This is a genomic window from Sphingobacterium sp. 18053, assembly GCF_902706145.1.
Classification (GTDB): Bacteria; Bacteroidota; Bacteroidia; order Sphingobacteriales; family Sphingobacteriaceae; genus Sphingobacterium; species Sphingobacterium paramultivorum.
Window position 1 is genome coordinate 150,747 of sequence record NZ_CACSJW010000011.1, and the last position, 17,508, is coordinate 168,254.

General features: G+C 39.2%; 13 protein-coding genes. 6 read left to right on the top strand and 7 right to left on the bottom strand.

Annotated elements, in window-relative coordinates; all coding sequences use genetic code 11:
• Positions 1-448 precede the first annotated feature (448 nt).
• Complete coding sequence (locus GVK91_RS24055; protein ID WP_159731679.1) at positions 449-3,700, bottom strand: carboxypeptidase regulatory-like domain-containing protein; 3,252 nt, start codon at positions 3,698-3,700, stop codon at positions 449-451.
• A 465-nt stretch (positions 3,701-4,165) separates the two neighbouring features.
• Between GVK91_RS24055 and GVK91_RS24060 the strand changes: the two genes are divergently transcribed.
• Positions 4,166-4,642, top strand: a complete 477-nt coding sequence (locus GVK91_RS24060; RefSeq protein ID WP_159731681.1) for a hypothetical protein — start codon at positions 4,166-4,168, stop codon at positions 4,640-4,642.
• A 77-nt stretch (positions 4,643-4,719) separates the two neighbouring features.
• Here GVK91_RS24060 and GVK91_RS24065 read toward each other — a convergent pair whose 3' ends face one another.
• The 4 genes from GVK91_RS24065 to GVK91_RS24080 form a co-directional block, all read right to left on the bottom strand.
• Positions 4,720-5,532, bottom strand: coding sequence for a M48 family metallopeptidase (locus GVK91_RS24065; RefSeq protein ID WP_159731683.1), 813 nt, complete (start codon positions 5,530-5,532; stop codon positions 4,720-4,722).
• Positions 5,533-5,658: 126 nt separating this feature from the next.
• Positions 5,659-6,309: a glycerol-3-phosphate 1-O-acyltransferase PlsY gene (gene plsY / locus GVK91_RS24070; RefSeq protein ID WP_075993893.1), complete on the bottom strand. Its 651-nt coding sequence runs from the start codon at positions 6,307-6,309 to the stop codon at positions 5,659-5,661.
• Positions 6,310-6,324: 15 nt separating this feature from the next.
• Positions 6,325-7,182, bottom strand: a complete 858-nt coding sequence (gene nadC / locus GVK91_RS24075) for a carboxylating nicotinate-nucleotide diphosphorylase (RefSeq protein WP_120336251.1) — start codon at positions 7,180-7,182, stop codon at positions 6,325-6,327.
• Between the two features lie 77 nt (positions 7,183-7,259).
• Positions 7,260-7,718 (bottom strand): DUF4783 domain-containing protein, encoded by a 459-nt coding sequence (locus GVK91_RS24080; RefSeq protein WP_159731685.1) that lies wholly within the window; start codon positions 7,716-7,718, stop codon positions 7,260-7,262.
• A gap of 173 nt (positions 7,719-7,891) precedes the next feature.
• Between GVK91_RS24080 and gpmI the strand changes: the two genes are divergently transcribed.
• The 4 genes from gpmI to GVK91_RS24100 all read left to right on the top strand — a co-directional run bounded on the left by gpmI (position 7,892) and on the right by GVK91_RS24100 (position 12,980).
• Positions 7,892-9,424 carry a 2,3-bisphosphoglycerate-independent phosphoglycerate mutase gene (gene gpmI / locus GVK91_RS24085; protein WP_159731687.1) on the top strand — a complete coding sequence of 511 codons (1,533 nt, stop codon included), beginning with the start codon at positions 7,892-7,894 and terminating at the stop codon, positions 9,422-9,424.
• Complete coding sequence (locus GVK91_RS24090; RefSeq protein WP_159731689.1) at positions 9,405-9,992, top strand: hypothetical protein; 588 nt, start codon at positions 9,405-9,407, stop codon at positions 9,990-9,992. Before gpmI ends, GVK91_RS24090 begins: the two co-directional genes overlap by 20 nt.
• 215 nt (positions 9,993-10,207) lie before the next feature.
• Positions 10,208-10,522 carry a hypothetical protein gene (locus GVK91_RS24095; RefSeq protein ID WP_159731691.1) on the top strand — a complete coding sequence of 105 codons (315 nt, stop codon included), beginning with the start codon at positions 10,208-10,210 and terminating at the stop codon, positions 10,520-10,522.
• A gap of 163 nt (positions 10,523-10,685) precedes the next feature.
• Positions 10,686-12,980, top strand: coding sequence for a TonB-dependent receptor (locus GVK91_RS24100; protein ID WP_159731694.1), 2,295 nt, complete (start codon positions 10,686-10,688; stop codon positions 12,978-12,980).
• 98 nt (positions 12,981-13,078) lie between these two features.
• On the opposite strand, the gene GVK91_RS24105 is transcribed toward GVK91_RS24100, so the two are convergent.
• Positions 13,079-13,633, bottom strand: coding sequence for a ferritin (locus GVK91_RS24105; RefSeq protein WP_153845174.1), 555 nt, complete (start codon positions 13,631-13,633; stop codon positions 13,079-13,081).
• Between the two features lie 233 nt (positions 13,634-13,866).
• Positions 13,867-14,523, bottom strand: a complete 657-nt coding sequence (locus tag GVK91_RS24110; RefSeq protein ID WP_070563675.1) for a tetratricopeptide repeat protein — start codon at positions 14,521-14,523, stop codon at positions 13,867-13,869.
• 342 nt (positions 14,524-14,865) lie between these two features.
• Between GVK91_RS24110 and lon the strand changes: the two genes are divergently transcribed.
• Positions 14,866-17,343: an endopeptidase La gene (gene lon, locus GVK91_RS24115; protein ID WP_159731696.1), complete on the top strand. Its 2,478-nt coding sequence runs from the start codon at positions 14,866-14,868 to the stop codon at positions 17,341-17,343.
• Positions 17,344-17,508: the final 165 nt, after the last annotated feature.

Here is a 17,508-nt window from a genome sequence, read left to right on the forward strand (position 1 = left end):
GGCTTTTCGAGTTTTTAATGTAGTTAGCCTATCATTAATTAAAGATATAGTGAATACCTAACTGCATTGAGTATCTGGAATCAATACCTGTATTATTTCTGAAAGTCTGCTCTTTAAGATTTTGGTTAATAGTATAAGTAGGCTTATTGTTAGCCACACCCTGATATTGCATTAGGTTGGTAATATTAGGTATTTTCGTACCCCCTATTTGCTATTCAACACGTTACCAGCATTGATAATATCTAGAGAAACTTGTAACCTGTGATTATCTTTTATTTTTATCAAGCGAATTATTCGAGATACTTAATACCTATTTTGATTTTGCGTAATCAATTTACAATTAGAAGATAAAATATAAATTCAAAAGAGAAGAGAACTAAATGGATATAAAAAAAGAGGTCGCCATATTAGTTACAGCGACCTCTTTCTCTTAAATGGGTTATTCAGACTAGTTGAAGATATAACGAATTCCCACTTGTGCAGACCATCTTGAATATATGTCTTGCACATAATAAGGTACATTATTATTTATATTAGACAACCTGTAAGTAGGTTTCTTTGTAGTTCCTTCATATCCCGCAAATGTAACAGGTATAAAACTATTGTCCCAGAAACTTCCTGCCCCAGTATATTGTTTACCCCAATTGCCATTTAACAAGTTACCAACGTTCATGATATCAACCGAAAGCTGAAGTTTGTTTTTAGTGTTTCCGATGTTGGTAAACAAATCTTGCACAATTTTCAAATCAAACTTATGAGAAAATGGTGATCTAGCGCCATTTCTTTCTGCATATTGACCTCTTCTGGATTTTAAATAATCATTTGATTCGATAAATCCATTCAAAGCTTCCCATTGTTGCTGTGGAGTCTGATCTCCATTTTGAACAAAAGTAATTTCAGACTGATCCCTAGGAATGTACATTAAGTTGTACTGATTGCTAGATGAAGTTGCATAGCCAGTTAAGTTACCTCCAGCTAAATAAGAAAATCTTGCACCAGATTGGCCTGTATAAACAAGAGATATTGATGTACCTAAATGTTTAAGGTATTCTTTCGAGAAAGATAAAAATCCGATAACTCGACTTCCTGTACTAAATGGGTTATTCGCAAGGGTTACGTTGTTTGAACCATTTACAGAAGCTACTCTATACCAATTTGACTGATTTTGGGACGATGTACCAGAGATTAAATCTTTTGCAGCAGTATAAGTATATGCTACTGATGCATCCAAGCCAAATAAGAAACTTTTTGCCAAAGAAGCCGTTGTGGACCATGAATAACCTTTATTTACATTATTTACATAAATAACTTCCGTATAATTATCCAATACACGGCGGTTATTATTATTCGCATCATAAACTAAACGATTATCAGCTCCTTCTAAGGTTCCGATCGGACGTTCTAAGTTTAAATCTCTAAAGTTAAATGCACTCAAATTTTTCGAGTAAATGAACTCTAAAGTACCCTTAATTCCATACGGTAATACTTGATCAACTCCTCCTGAGAAACGCGCGATTTGAGGCAATTTCAAATTCTTATCAAGTACTGTAATATTTCCGGATGGTGTTACAGCTCCACTATATTTAGGCAACTTGTTAACGTCACTGATAAATGGAACATTTGCATCTGTACCATTACCGAGACTATTACCACCCAATAATGCACCACTTTGGGTAAATGCACCTGCCGCCCAAACAAAAGGAACCCTAGAAGTAAATATTCCCATTCCCCCACGTACAATGGTTGAACGATCTCTATTCACATCCCAGTTGAATCCAATTCGAGGTGAGAACATCAACGCTGGGCTTGGCATACGATTGGTTTGTACATTATACTGCTTTGCCAAAATCGAATTGTTAAAGTCAGTATTTTCCATTGGTTTATCCAAATATATTGGAATATCCACACGAACCCCTGCAGTAATTTTCAAATTATCCTGCATTTGAAATTCATCTTGAGCATAAAAACCTAACTGTACAGCATTAAACTTGGCGCCTTGACGTGGATCATCCGTGTTGCTATAACCATATTGCATACTATTAGCCATTCCACGCTCAAAGTTTTCGATCGCTGTATATGCTTTTCCGGTAGCCGGATTTATATCAGCTGCTTTGGAATCACTAAATACAAATGCGCCATTTGAATTCCCTGTATATGCATTGTACATTTTATAGAACTCATTGTGCGTACCGAAGGTTAATGTATGTAATCCCTTATACCAAGTTAAGTTATTGGACAAAGTATAAACATCTTGATCCAATTGATTAATATTAGTGAATGGGTCAACACCTAAGTAGTAGGTTCCCGTCACAGTCGTTAATTTTCCATTGACCTCCACTTGTCTAGGAACATTTATACGAACATTTGGAAATAACTGACCTTTATAGTTTCGTGCATCTCTTACGCGACTATATCCTGCAATAAAGCTATTAGCCAATGAATTATTTATACGGCTGCTTAATTCTAAAGTAAGAGTATTTGACTTAAAATCCTTTAATATAGCACCATTACCAAAAGTCAAAGAAGATTGTGTTCTAGTATTGCTTACATCAACGCCATCCACATAATTGTATCTCAAAGAAAGTTTATTTTTTTCATTGATATTCCAATCCAAACGCGTCATTACTTTATTAGATGTATTTTCATCTGCTAAGTCTGTATATGAACCAGCATCGTAATTATATTTACTTAATGCAATATCATAAATACGTTTAGCATCAGCATCTAATAGATTAGAACTTGAGGATCCTACAGGATAATTTTCTGGCGTATTATTTTTCGTATGTTCGTAATTTACAAAGAAAAATAACTTATCCTTAACAATAGGTCCTCCTAAACGCACACCGTATGTTTTTTCAGAAAAGTTTGCCAATTTAGTTCTCTCTTCACCATCTTTAACCAAAGATTTTGGGGTTTTTCCAGTAAAATCTTGATTTCTGAAATAATGATAAACCGAGCCCTGAAATTGATTTGTACCTGATTTTGTTACTGCGGAAATACCACCTCCAGCAAATCCACTAGAGCGAACATCGAACGGTGCAACTTGAACGGACATCTGTTCGATAGCATCTAACGATATTGGATTTGTACCACTACCACCACCGTTCAAACCATTTGCGTTAAGACCAAACACATCATTAGTAACAGCTCCATCAATAGTGAACTGATTGAATCTATTATTCATACCGCCAATTGAAACAGACTGTCCTTTCACATCTGCTTGCGGAGTCAATCTAGTAAAATCTTCAATTGAACGAGAAACAGTTGGTAAATTTTCCATCTGTTTTCTTGAAATAGAGGTTTCAGCACCAGTCTTCAAGTTTTTAGAACCGCCTGTTCTAGTTACTGTGACCTCATCTAAAACTGTCTCATTACTTCCAAAAGTACTATTTAAGACATAAGGCTGACCTAATTGTATATAAACATCATTATAAACAATAGGATTTTGTCCAACATAGGTTACTTCAATTTTGTAAGGTCCACCGACACGCATCGCTGGTAGGTTAAAACGACCTGCAGCATTCGAGGATCCAGAATAAACCGTTCCTGATGGCACATGCGTTGCCTTAATTGTTGCTCCCGAAGTTACACTGCCGTTTGCTTCTTTTACAATACCTGTAACGCTACTTGTCGTAACCTGAGCTTGTACAGCACCATAGCTGGCCATAACAAGAGCGAAAAAGAGTAAAGATCTTTTCATATAATGTGATTTGTTAAAAAATGTTAAGCAAAATTACTAAGAGATTTCAAATTACAAAGGACTTAATATAAACTTAACACACTAAACCACACATACTTCATGAAATACACACGAAAATTACTATATTAACATACAATTTCTCAGCAAAAAAAACGTTGTAACATGTTTTAAACCAGCATCCCCCTCCGCACAAACTGTTCTAAAATAATTTTCCACATCAAATCCGCAAAAATCTTTTGTAACAACATTCTTCCAATCGGAATTTAACTTTTTAAAAATTTTTAACTAATTTCCTTTCAATCGAGACTTTTATTAAACAACTCAGTTTCTTGTCGAATTTGAGCCACTGTAACCTATTCTGATCGAAAAAATCAAAACGATTGTATAGACGTGATGGTTTATATAAAAAATGTTTCAAAAGCCGAGAACTTTTCAGAAATTCGCGCACCTAATAATTTATGCTTCATGGAAGACGGTATTCAAAATTCTTCTTTTCAAGAACCTGCAGACATTAAATTGTCTCCGGCAGGACTCTCCTTCTTGGCTTCAGCGGCCAAATGGGCCAATTTTTTGGCCATTGTCTGTTTTATTTTCATCGGCATTTCTGCCATAACCATGGTCAGTCTAATCTTCGGAGCCAGTGCATTATCACTTGGGGCCGACGAATATGTAACAGCAGGGGCTTTATCCACATTCGGTGTACTTTACCTCCTGTTTCTTGCTTTCTTCTGCCTTCCCATCTATTACCTCTATAATTTTGGATCTAAAGCAAAAAAAGCAATAGAAAATCGCGACAGCATTCAACTCGAATTATGCTTAGATGCCCTCAAAAAGCATTACAAATTTATTGGCATTATGGTTATCATCACCATCGCCTTTAATTTTATGGGGCTAGTCGTTGGTGTCGTGCTCGGCATTAGTGATGCTTTTGCGGGCGTATAATACTTTCGTAAATAAGGCTTATAAAAAAAGCGGAGTATGCTAGGTGCATACTCCGCTTTTTCAATTGTATTGACTCTTTATTTTTTATAATATTTCATCGCGTTTGGAATCAATCTCTGAATATCCGCAATCCGTCGCTCATCACTCGGGTGCGTACTCAAAAACTCAGGCTGCCCTTTCTGACTACCCGATGCCATACGTTTCCAGAAGTCTACAGCCTCATTTGGATTATAACCTGCCAAAGCCATAATAATCAAGCCTGCTGCATCCGCATCAGATTCATCGCTTCTTGAAAATTTCAATTGCGCCAGGTTTCCACCTAAACCATACAGATTGTTAAAAACACCAAGCGTACTGTTTCCAGATACCCCTGCAGCTGAACCTAAAATCTGTCCTCCCAGCTGTAAAGCAATCTGATTCGAAGCCTGAGCTACAGAATGCTCCTCAATAGCATGTGCGATCTCGTGCCCCATAACGGTTGCTAACCCCGCTTCTGTACGTGTTACCGGCAATATTCCGGTATATACCGCAACTTTACCTCCAGGCATACACCATGCATTCACATCATCGCTCTTCACCAGATTAAACTCCCAGTTGAAGTTAAACTGATTTGCGCGGCCTGTACTTTGCAAATACTGGTTAACCGCAGTTGCAAGCTTGTTACCAACGCGTTTCACCATGGCTGCATCTGCAGTTCCGGTTACTACTTTAGCATTATTTTTCGATAAGAAATCTTTATAAGCCAATGCAGCTTGTTGGTTCACTTGATCTGCGCTGACCAATTTCAAATATTTTTTACCCGTAACAGCTGAAGTTGCGCAACCTGACAACCCCGATGCCAGTGTTACACACGCTAATACCATAGCCGAATACTTAAACACTCCTTTCATATGTATATATTTTCTTTCAATGGCCATATGGAATATCCGAGCGATGGTGATCGGCTTTCAGCTTTTCCAACATGGATATTTCACAATAAATTATTAAATACGTTATAGCGGATGCAATTATTGTGCCTATTCTTTTTCCTTCGGCTTTTTCTTAAAGAGATAAATCTTGGATTCATGTCCCTTTAACAGACGCTCTATATTCTTTTGGTGGGTAATTAACAACAGGATACAGATGGCTATCCCATAAAGCAGCACAGAAGGTATGGTTGTTTTAAAAATAAAGGCCAAACTAAAAGGAAATGCAAAACCTGCTGAAATGGAACCGAGCGAAACATAATGTGTTGTCAGCAGGATGATGATAAACACTGAAACACAAACTAAAGCGGCAGGCGTATGTATAGCGAGGATCATACCACACAGGGTTGCCACCCCTTTTCCACCTCTAAACCCTGCAAATACAGGAAACAAATGCCCCAATACCGCAATAACGCCAAGTGCCAGCTGAAAGTTGACAAATTGGACATCGCTCGTATTTTGCCCCAGTTCTATTAAATAAGCCAGGTTTGTTGCTGTCCAGCCTTTAAATATATCTACAAACATCACGATCGATCCCGCTTTAGGGCCCAATACGCGAAAGGTGTTAGTCGCCCCAGCATTACCGCTACCATACTCACGAACATCTACCCCATAAAATGCCTGTCCCAACCAAACTGCTGTAGGTATGGATCCAAACAAATAAGCTAGTAATACTGCAGTTACTAAATAAATTGATATCATTAATTAAATCAGTTCTTATATTAATTTGGCCTTCAGACTAAGATCCAGGCTCCTTACACTGTGTGTCAAAGCACCTACTGAAATATAATCTACCCCAGCCTCCGCATACGATCGGATCGTGTCGAAAGTTATTCCCCCAGAGGCCTCTGTCTTGAATCGATGGTCAATAATCTGAACAGCTTTGGCTACATCCTGCGGCGAAAAATTATCTAACATGATTCGGTCCACTTCGCCAAAGTTAAGAACTTCATCAAGCTCCGCAAAATTTCGGACTTCAATTTCTATTTCTATTGGTTTATTTAGGTTCTTTCTGTAATCATTTGCGCGCTTTAGAGCCGGTACAATACCGCCACTATAGTCCACATGATTGTCCTTAATTAAAATCATATCAAAAAGACCAAAACGATGATTGGTTCCACCTCCTATACGAACGGCCTCTTTCTCCAATACACGCAATAAGGGGGTGGTTTTCCGTGTATCCAAAACTTTCGTATCTGTACCTTTGAGAAGGTCTACATATTTTCGGGTAGTTGTCGCAATGCCACTCATACGCTGCATGACATTCAGCACCAAACGCTCTGCCAGCAAAATACTTTGGATATTTCCCCTCACATAAAAAGCAATGTCACCTACTTTAACCTGACTTCCATCCTGGATAAACACCTCACAGGCCAACGTATCGTCAATATAAGCAATAATCGCCTGAGCGACTTCAACCCCTGCTAAAATACCATTATCCTTAACAATCAATTTGGCTTCACCTTGTGCCCCAGTCTCAATCGTAGAAAGTGAGGTATGATCTCCATCGCCCAAATCCTCCGCGACAGCCTGTTTTACAAAATGGGCCAGATAGTCCTTGATTTCCTTCTCCATAAATACTATTTATTGGGCTAAGATGTGGAATAATTTTTTAATCGAAAAATAGATTTATAAAAAAAGCATCGCTAGCTTTAATTTTTGTCGATTCTTAGCTCTTCAATAGATTGGTTATTATTTCCTACGCCGATCTTAATAAAGACACGATAGTTTGTTTGTTCTGTAGCTAATGTAAATGTAAAATATTGATAGCCATTGTTCGCATTGCTGGCTTGCGTCAATTTAACAGTCTTGGGTTTATGCTGATTAAAAAATGCCGCCAACATGATTTCTGACTGATACTTTGTATAGACGCCATTCTCCCCCAAAATAGATAAGGTTAAGTTTGAACCGAAATACTTGGCCATATTTTTTGCATTACCTTCTTTCAAATACGATTTCAGTTCTTCTGAAATACTTCCTAAAGAATCATCATCACCTGGCAAAGCTACCTTTACCGCTGTATTCACTTCTCTTAAATAATGCCCGAAGGCCGCAGTGTGTACAAAAAGACTATTAATAAGTATAAATGCGCAATAGCTTAAAAATTTCATATAGCTCAACATATTATAGAACAGCTTCTATCATCAATATCAATCATTAGGTAGTTCCGCTTTTTAACCAAACATAAACTATGCCACAAACCTATAAAATTATTAGGGATTAACAAGGGAACTTTTTAAGATGCGTTGATAGATTCTAAAATTAAGATTATCTTTGTTATACGATGAATAAGAAAAAAGTTGCACTCATGATCCTAGACGGACTAGGATATGGAAAACATGATAAATCAAATGCAGTTGAAGCTGCAAACACCCCATTTTTAGATCATTTATTAGAAGCTTATCCAAACTCGAGCTTAGAGGCCTCTGGTGAAGCTGTAGGTTTACCTGCTGGACAAATGGGTAACTCGGAGGTTGGTCACATGAATCTTGGCGCCGGAAGAATCGTCTACCAAGAATTGGGTCGTATTCACAAAGCTGTCAATGACGGCGTATTCAATTCGGATCCTATTATTCAAGACGCATTTAAATATGCATTGGAAAATAACAAAAAGGTACATTTAATCGGATTACTTTCTGATGGTGGTGTACACGCACATACAAAGCATTTAAAAGGCTTATGTGATGCTGCAAAACATGCCGGCTTGACAAGTGACCAAGTTTTTATACATGCATTTTTAGATGGCCGTGATACGGATCCAAACTCCGGCATTGGTTATGTTAGGGACTTACAAGACTATTTAAAGACGACAACAGGTACTTTTGCCTCTGCAATCGGCCGATATTATGCAATGGACCGCGATAACAGATGGGAACGTGTAAAATTAGCCTACGATCTTTTAGTAAAAGCGGAAGGTGAAAAATCCAATGACCTTGTTGCATCGATCCAAAAATCATACGACGAAGGTGTAACCGATGAGTTTGTGAAACCAATTGCATTGGTAGACGCAAATGGTGCGCCAGTGGCAACAATCCAGGAAGGTGATGTTGTATTCTGTTACAACTTCAGAACAGATCGTGGCCGCGAGATTACAATCGCGTTGACACAAAAGGCATTTCCGGAATATGATCTACAACCATTGGATCTATATTATGTGACTATGACTTCTTACGATGAAACATTTCAAAATGTCAGAGTTGTTTTCCAAAAAGACAACTTGTCCAATACTTTGGGTGAAGTGTTGGAAGCAAACCATAAAACACAAACGCGTATTGCCGAAACAGAGAAATATCCGCACGTGACATTTTTCTTTTCAGGAGGTCGTGAACAACAGTTTGAAGGTGAAAACCGCTTGTTGGTTCCCTCCCCAAAAGTAGCGACTTACGATCTTCAACCGGAGATGTCTGCCAAAGGAATTACAGAAGCTATCGTCAACGATATGGAGACCCTTCAACCAGATTTTATCTGTCTGAATTTTGCAAACCCAGACATGGTAGGTCACACAGGTGTTTTTGAAGCTGTCATAAAAGCGGTAGAAACAGTTGATCAATGTACAAAAACGGTTGTTGAAACAGGCCTTAAAAATGGTTACTCCTTTATTATTTTGGCCGATCATGGTAACTCCGAGTTTATGGTCAATGAAGATGGATCGCCAAATACGGCACACACAACCAATTTGGTTCCGTGTATCTTAATTGACGATCAGTATAAGAAAATAGCAGATGGTAAATTAGGTGATATTGCCCCAACCGTCTTACAACTTTTAGGCGTCAATATCCCCGTTGAAATGACAGGAAATGTATTGGTATCAGAATAATAATTTACTTAAAAATAGCAGCAGAGCACTTTCCCTTCTTATGGGCAGTGCTCTGCTTTTTTGGAGCTGTGGATCTCCATCCGCAACAAAAAAAACACAAAAATCTACAGCTATATTTTCTGTCGATTCGTTTTTTAATGCCGAAGTCAATCGCTTGCAGCAGCTCAATCCCGCGGTTCTGAAATCTGTCAGCAAAGACGGTGAGAAAGAACAACGCGAACTAAAAATTGGCAGCTGGAAAAATGAACTCTCCGCTTTTCAAGCTGCCGATATCAGCAAAAACTTCGATCCATCACTGTATGAAATCAAAGCTGTAGACTGTGTAACAGAATTTACAGCTAAAAAGAAAGAACTGCAGATACAGAAACTGCGCATCGAGTTTGACAAAAACGAAAAGGTAAAACACATCCATATCGATAAAAAGATAACAAATACCTTATACGATAGTCAAGAAAAATTAGACTATTACAGCGACTCGCTGTATCGAATTGTCAAACTGCAGGATGTCCAAGGTTTGGATGCCAATCAATACGAAATTGAAGGCAAGTTTATTCCTTCCAAAAAATAGACCGCCTGATCAGTACCATACACAGCGCCCTCAAGAATAGCATCCATTTTTGAGGGCTTTTTTGTAAATTCAGTTTATCTTTTAAGCGGACATTTATGCAATGTCACAACAATAATAAATGCAACACAATTGCTTTATATTTTATTTTCCTTATCTTTGACCAGATTAACAAAATTACTCAACGGATAAATGGGTTTAAACGTAGTGATTTCAGCGTGAAAGATATCTCATTGAACAAATTCGCAGCATTAATGCTCTTAATGACCTTCTTAATTGGTCAGTTCATTGTGTATACCCATGCGCATCCGCAAACTGCACTCAGTATCGTAGACAGTCCTGCAAAAAAACACCATGCAGACCATCCGAAGTGTTCCATCTGTGATCAAAATTCACATCCACAAATTGTTTTTCATTTTACGCTACGCGAATTAATACTCCCGACACGTCAGGTCGAATTTGGCCTGTTTATCACAGGAGATCAAATTATTCGATCACTGCTTTCTGGCAATCGCGGTCCCCCCATCGCTTAATTTTTACATAAGTCCAATAATGTCACTCCTATATTCTTCTCATTATTGCGACAAACGACTTCATAAAAGTTTTTAGAACTCGACAATCTCAAGAATTCATACGATGAATTATTGGGCTGCTGTTATCCTTGATGTTATATATACGTAAAAATTATTCGTACAAATGAAACTTAAAATTATAGGCTGCATTTTTATGCTTGTCTCCTATTTCTCCATATTTCCAGCTCTCGCCGCAACAATCAGCGGTAAAGTAACAGATGCAAAAACGAATCTTCCCATTGCTGGTGCTACAATATCACTGCAACAGCTTCGTTCGAGCACCGCATCAGACCAACAAGGTCATTATAGCTTTAAATCACTTCCTTCAAGTGGACGCTACCTGGTTGAGGTCCGTTTCTTGGGCTATCAGTCCGTTGTCAAGACCGTCGATCTAACTTCGGAAAATCTTTCCCTTGATTTCGCCCTAACCGAAAGTATTATTGAAACCAATGAAGTCGTCGTTACAGGTACATTGGTCACTTCACAGAGCCGGCGCAACAGTACCTCGGTTGCTGTAATCTCCAAAGATGAACTGCAGGGAAATGCAACGAATCTTATTGATGCTCTTGCCCGACAAGTTCCCGGACTAAGCCAGATCACAACGGGACAAGGCATTTCAAAACCTGTTATACGGGGACTCGGTTATAATCGTGTCGTCACGGTGAGCGATGGTGTCAAACAGATGGGACAGCAATGGGGTGACGAACATGGTATTGAAATCGACCAAAATCAACCGGATCGTGTGGAGGTCCTGCGTGGTGCCGCTTCCTTGATGTACGGATCTGATGCTATTGGCGGCGTAATCAATGTGCTTGAACCAAATGTTCCTACAGCTGGGCAAATTAAAGGTGAAGTATTGAGCAGCTACTCCACCAACAACGGACTAACTAATAGTTCGGTTATGCTTACCGGTAATGAGAATGGCTTCGTATGGCGTGGGCGTGGTTCTTATCAAAACGCCTATTCTTATAATACGCCCGCAGGCCGATATGGCAATAGTGGTTTTAACAACAGTAATTTTAGTGGTATGCTCGGGCTAAACAAGCAATGGGGCTACTCTCATTTGAATTTTTCATACCTTAAAAATAATATCGGCTTTTACGATGCCGAACTTGGTGACCCGCTTTACATAAACTCAAAAAGCCGTACCTTAGATTTCCCAAAACAGGATATCCGCCATTACAAACTGGCCCTCAACAATAACTTTATCATTGGTTCCGGTAGTTTAAAACTTGATCTGGGCTATCAAAAAAATCAACGTCGGGAGCTTGAAGAAGCAACACCTTCCTTATTCTTTGATTTGAATACGTATTCACTTGACGCAAAATATTCGTTAAGTGAAAAAAATGGCTGGCAACATGTCTTTGGTATCAGTGCTAGCCAGGAACACAGTTTAAATAAAGGTGTTGAATTCTTAATTCCGGCCTATGATCAGTTGGAATTGGGCGCTTTTGGCTATGCAAAGAAAACCTGGGGCGAAAATACCTTTAACGTTGGATTACGCTATGACTACGTCAATAACAAAGGCAAGCAGCTCTTTATTGAAGACGAAGAGCAGTTCGCTGGTTTTAAAAATAGTTTCAGCAATGTTAGCGGAGCGCTTGGATATACACATATTTTCAGCGAAGACCTCAATTTCAAAGCGAATGCCGGTTCGGCTTTTAGAGCGCCTAATCCGGCAGAATTAGGTTCCAACGGGGTACACGAAGGAACGTACCGCTATGAAGTTGGTAATGAAAACCTAAAACCTGAAAGAAGTTACCAAGCGGATGCAACCCTCGAGTTTGGACATAGCATCGTTACAGGAAGTATCGGAATCTATGAAAACTATATCCACAATTTTATCTATGCCTCAACAACAAAAGGCGACACGAAAACCGTGGTAGGTGAAGATGGCGATTCGCACACCTACGACGTATATCGCTATGGCCAGGTAAACGCCAATCTTTACGGTGTCGAAGGAAGCCTAAATTTTCATTTGTTAAACTGGATACATCTGGACAATACGTTTAGTTATACCCATGCACAGAACAATACCTTTAACAGACCCTTGGCATTGATTCCAGCTGGCGTTGTACACAATACACTGCGTCTTGAGCCCAAGATTAGCGGATTGAATGCTTTCTACGTTTCTGTGGGGCTGGACAATTATTTCAAACAGAACCGCATTGATGAGACCTTCGAAACGCCAGCAAACTCGTATACTTTATTGAACGCAGGAATCGGTACGACATTACATTTCGGATCGCAACAGCTCAAAGTGTTTGCAGCAGCTTCAAACTTGACCAACAAACGTTATTACGATGCGTTGAGCCGATTGCGCCCAGGACGTCTTTCACAGGAAGACACGAGCTTTGGTGTCTACAATATGGGTAGAAATATCACCTTCGGTGTGTATCTGCCATTGAGCATCAAGTAAATTAAGCGTAGTAATAAACGATCGTGAGATCGTTTAAGATTAGTACACGGCAAAATAAAAAATCGGGATCTTGAAGATCCCGATTTTTTATTTTATAATTATTTGGGGTCATCTGCTGTCGCTTCCCTTGCCAAGGCTACTTCGTCGGGCATGGCTTCCAAGGAGGAATCCAACGCAAACAAGGATTCATCTGAAGCGCGGTCACCACCAGCGATTTTCAGTTTATCCATCAATTCCAATGCTAACTTCTCTTCCTCGATCTGCTCCTTAACAAACCACTGTGCAAAGTTCCATGTTGCCCAGTCCTTCTCCGCCATCGCTAAATTGACAATGTTATAGATCGCTTCGGTATTATCTACTTCATGTTTAAAAACGCGATTAAAGCATTCGGTCAGCGATTGCGGGTCCGCTGGCGGCTCTGCAATAGCTTGTATTCTGGGGCGGCCACCTCTTTCCAGAATATAACCCATAATTTTAGTCATGTGATTACGCTCTTCCTGGGCATGTCTATACAGAAAATTGGCGATTCCGCCATAACCCTGATCATCTGCCCATACCCCCAACGCCAAATAAATCTGTGCAGCTTCAGCCTCTTTTGTCATCTGACTGATTAAAATTTGCTGCATTTCCTTTGACAATCGATTCGTTTCCATAATATTCATTTTGATTTAGGAAAAGAACAGTTTCAGTGCGTATTTCGTTTGAAATTTATCAAAGTAAAAACGGTAAAGGCGATCCCGTTAAAATGAAAAGCAGCTCATTTGTGACCAACTGTTACATTCCAATAAGTACATTTCAACCGGCACAAATCAATAGGTACAAAATCAACAAGCACAAAAAAGGGAATACTATTGGCATTCCCTTTTTTTGTGCTTTTATAGCGATACTATTTCAAGTTATCTCTATATACTTTCGCTTTTTTGATTTCTGTTTGGATATCTTTTTTCGATGCATCAAAGCTCAACACTTTTTCGTAATCCTTGATTGCATTGTTATAAGCGTCAGTTGCCATTGCCTTATTGTAGTTAGGCGTGCCCTCCGTTCCGATCAAGATACCTAAATCGCGATTAGCGATCGCTCTATTTTGATAGAATTTCGAATCAGTCGGCGTAATGGCAATTGCTTTTGAATAATCCTCAATAGCAACTTTCAACAACTGCTCTTTGTTGGCAACAGATGTTTTATTTGTGGCCTGAGTAGCAAGATTGTTTGTTGCTTTCGCTTTGAAGTATAAAGCATTTGCATTTTTACCGTTCAATGCAACTACTTTTCCAAAAGTTTCAGCTGATTTTTTATAGTCACCATTTTGAAATTGAGAATATCCCAACATATATAATACATCCGGATCTTTCCCTTCTTGAGGGAGGGCTTTAGTCAAGTATGACTCCGCATTCTTGAAATCACCATCCAAAAGAGCTTTTTGCCCCATTCTCACATTAGCGTTGCTATGCTCAGCCTGTTTAGGTTGTTGTGCATTCGCGCTAAAAGCAACTAAAGCAAAAACCCCAGTAAACAAACCCAATTTAAATGATTTTAAATTCATATCTAAATAGTTACGTTTTTATATTCACTCTTTAATGATCACTTGTGATCGTTTCTACATCTGTAAAAAAGCATCCGATTGATTTCTTTAAACTTAAAAACTGCCATCGTCGCCCTTTCACATTCCAATATTACAATTATTATGCCTATTTCTCCAACAAATGGCAGATAAATTTTATTTAACCTGCCTTTTTTTCCTATTCTAGAAAATAGATTTGTAATTTTGCTCACTTTTAGCAATTGGCACTTCCCTTGCAATATAGGGGAAACAATAATAGAAGCTTAAAATTTGAAAGTCAGCCGTCAACATGTCAGCGACTGCCAAATACACAAAATAAATACTATGAGCAAATTCGAAACTTTTGATTTCAGTCAAGCAATTCCAATCGTTGCAGAGGATACCGAATTCTTCCCCCTACTTACACAAGAGGATGAAGATAATATGGCGAATGCTGAAATTCCAGAAGCATTGTCTATTTTGCCTTTACGTAATACCGTATTATTCCCCGGTGTTGTCATTCCGATTACCGTAGGTAGAGATAAATCCATCAAACTGGTCAAAGAAGCCTATAAAGGCAGCAAGACCATTGGTGTTGTTTCTCAAAAGGACATGACTGTAGAGGACCCAGGATTTGAAGAACTAAATAAAGTGGGCACCGTAGCTCATATCATTAAAGTACTCCAAATGCCTGATGGTAATACCACCGTCATCATCCAGGGAAAACAACGGTTCAACTTGTTGGAAATTGTCGATACTGAGCCTTATTTAAAGGCACGTGTGGAGAAATTCAATGAAGCGAAGCCGAAGATGACCAAGCACTTTAAAGCGACAATTTCTACCTTAAAAGAAATGGCGCTGCAGATCATCCAGCTTTCGCCAAACTTACCTAGTGAAGCTGGTATCGCGATTAAAAATATTGAAAGCCCTTCGTTTCTGATCAACTTCATTTCGTCGAATATCAATGTCGAAATGATCAAAAAACAGGAACTACTTCAAATACCTAAAGTAGAGAATCGTGCCAAACTTTTATTGGAGCTGCTGACAACAGAAATCCAGATGCTGGAACTAAAGCACCAGATTCAGAATAAAGTACGCGTCGACCTTGACAAGCAACAACGTGATTATTTCTTAAACCAACAGCTCAAAACAATCCAGGAAGAGCTGGGTGGAAACACGCCCGATCTTGAGCTGGAAGAGCTTAAAAAACGGGGTAAGAAAAAGAAATGGAATGTTGATGTAGAAAAACATTTCACAAAAGAACTCGAAAAGCTATCGCGTATCAATCCTGCGGCTGCAGATTATTCGGTACAGCTCAATTACCTTGAGCTACTACTTGATCTACCCTGGAATGAAACAACAAAAGACAATTTTGATTTAAACAAAGCACAAAAAGTGCTCGATAAAGATCATTATGGGCTTGAGAAAGTAAAAAAACGTATCATTGAATACCTTGCGGTATTGAAATTAAAAAATGATATGAAAGCACCTATTCTTTGTTTAGTAGGCCCTCCTGGAGTCGGTAAAACCTCTTTGGGAAGATCTATTGCCAAAGCATTGGGGCGTAAATATACCCGTATGGCCTTGGGTGGTGTACGCGATGAAGCAGAAATCAGAGGACACCGCAAAACTTATATCGGCGCAATGCCGGGCCGTATCATCCAGTCCCTGAAAAAAGCAGGAGCAGCAAATCCGGTTTTTATTTTGGACGAAATCGATAAAATGAGCGCGGACTTCAAAGGAGATCCTTCGTCGGCCTTATTGGAGGTATTAGATCCGGAACAAAACACACATTTCTATGATCATTATGTCGAAATGGAATTTGACCTTTCCAAAGTGATGTTTATTGCGACGGCCAATTCTTTGAGCGCTATTCAACCAGCGTTATTGGATCGGATGGAAATTATCGAAGTGAATGGTTATACCATCGAGGAGAAAATCGAAATCGCGAAAAAACACCTCTTGCCAAAACAACGCGAAATGCATGGAATGGCATCCAAAGATGTTTCGCTAAAGGCTAAGATCATCGAACAGATTATCGAGGATTACACACGTGAATCTGGTGTCCGCGGATTAGAAAAAAAGATCGGCTCCGTGGTACGTGGCATTGCAACACGCATTGTCATGGAAAAGGATTACAGTCCGAGCATCAACGAACAAGATCTGCTCGATATCCTAGGTGCTCCAATATTTGACAAGGACATCTACGAAAATAACAATGTTGCCGGCGTCGTAACGGGCTTGGCCTGGACTTCCGTAGGTGGCGATATCTTATTTATAGAATCTTCGCTGAGCCCTGGAAAAGGACGTTTGAGCCTAACAGGTAATTTGGGTGATGTCATGAAGGAATCTGCGTCGATTGCACTAGCCTACCTGAAAGCCCACGCTTCGGATTTCGGCATTAACTACCGCGTTTTCGACCACTGGGACATCCATATTCACGTTCCTGCGGGTGCTATCCCAAAGGATGGCCCTTCAGCTGGTATAACAATGCTCACAGCACTGACATCGCTATTTACCCAACGTAAAGTGAAGGAGAAATTAGCTATGACAGGTGAAATTACCTTACGTGGAAAAGTATTACCTGTTGGCGGTATTAAGGAGAAAATTCTTGCTGCAAAACGCGCGAACATCAAAGATATTATCCTTTGTAAATCCAATGAGAAAGACATCCTGGAGATCAAGGAAGATTATATCAAAGACATGCAGTTCCACTATGTGACTGAAATGTCGCAGGTGATCAAACTCGCGCTATTGGAAGAAAAAGTAATTGGCGCCATCGATCTGACACAAGATTTAGAAAATACAAAAAAAGAGAGTTAATAGATCCCCGAAAGGTCTTGAATAGAAATGGGCTATCCAAAATTGGATAGCCCATTTGTTGTATAATGAATACGTATTCCCCTCACAGATTATACGTATTCCCTCATTATATGCATTCCTCTTACTAAATCTTATCAGCTATTCTTAAACGGTTTGAGCTGACTT

What these genes read in the sequence shown, in the direction of transcription:
- GVK91_RS24105 (WP_153845174.1), bottom strand. Translation starts at nt 13,633, where the DNA reads ATGGAAACGAATCGATTGTCAAAGGAAATGCAGCAAATTTTAATCAGT.
- lon (WP_159731696.1), top strand. Translation starts at nt 14,866, where the DNA reads ATGAGCAAATTCGAAACTTTTGATTTCAGTCAAGCAATTCCAATCGTT.
- GVK91_RS24100 (WP_159731694.1), top strand. Translation starts at nt 10,686, where the DNA reads ATGAAACTTAAAATTATAGGCTGCATTTTTATGCTTGTCTCCTATTTC.
- GVK91_RS24090 (WP_159731689.1), top strand. Translation starts at nt 9,405, where the DNA reads ATGTATTGGTATCAGAATAATAATTTACTTAAAAATAGCAGCAGAGCA.
- gpmI (WP_159731687.1), top strand. Translation starts at nt 7,892, where the DNA reads ATGAATAAGAAAAAAGTTGCACTCATGATCCTAGACGGACTAGGATAT.
- nadC (WP_120336251.1), bottom strand. Translation starts at nt 7,182, where the DNA reads ATGGAGAAGGAAATCAAGGACTATCTGGCCCATTTTGTAAAACAGGCT.
- GVK91_RS24065 (WP_159731683.1), bottom strand. Translation starts at nt 5,532, where the DNA reads ATGAAAGGAGTGTTTAAGTATTCGGCTATGGTATTAGCGTGTGTAACA.
- plsY (WP_075993893.1), bottom strand. Translation starts at nt 6,309, where the DNA reads ATGATATCAATTTATTTAGTAACTGCAGTATTACTAGCTTATTTGTTT.
- GVK91_RS24060 (WP_159731681.1), top strand. Translation starts at nt 4,166, where the DNA reads ATGGAAGACGGTATTCAAAATTCTTCTTTTCAAGAACCTGCAGACATT.
- GVK91_RS24080 (WP_159731685.1), bottom strand. Translation starts at nt 7,718, where the DNA reads ATGAAATTTTTAAGCTATTGCGCATTTATACTTATTAATAGTCTTTTT.
- GVK91_RS24110 (WP_070563675.1), bottom strand. Translation starts at nt 14,523, where the DNA reads ATGAATTTAAAATCATTTAAATTGGGTTTGTTTACTGGGGTTTTTGCT.
- GVK91_RS24055 (WP_159731679.1), bottom strand. Translation starts at nt 3,700, where the DNA reads ATGAAAAGATCTTTACTCTTTTTCGCTCTTGTTATGGCCAGCTATGGT.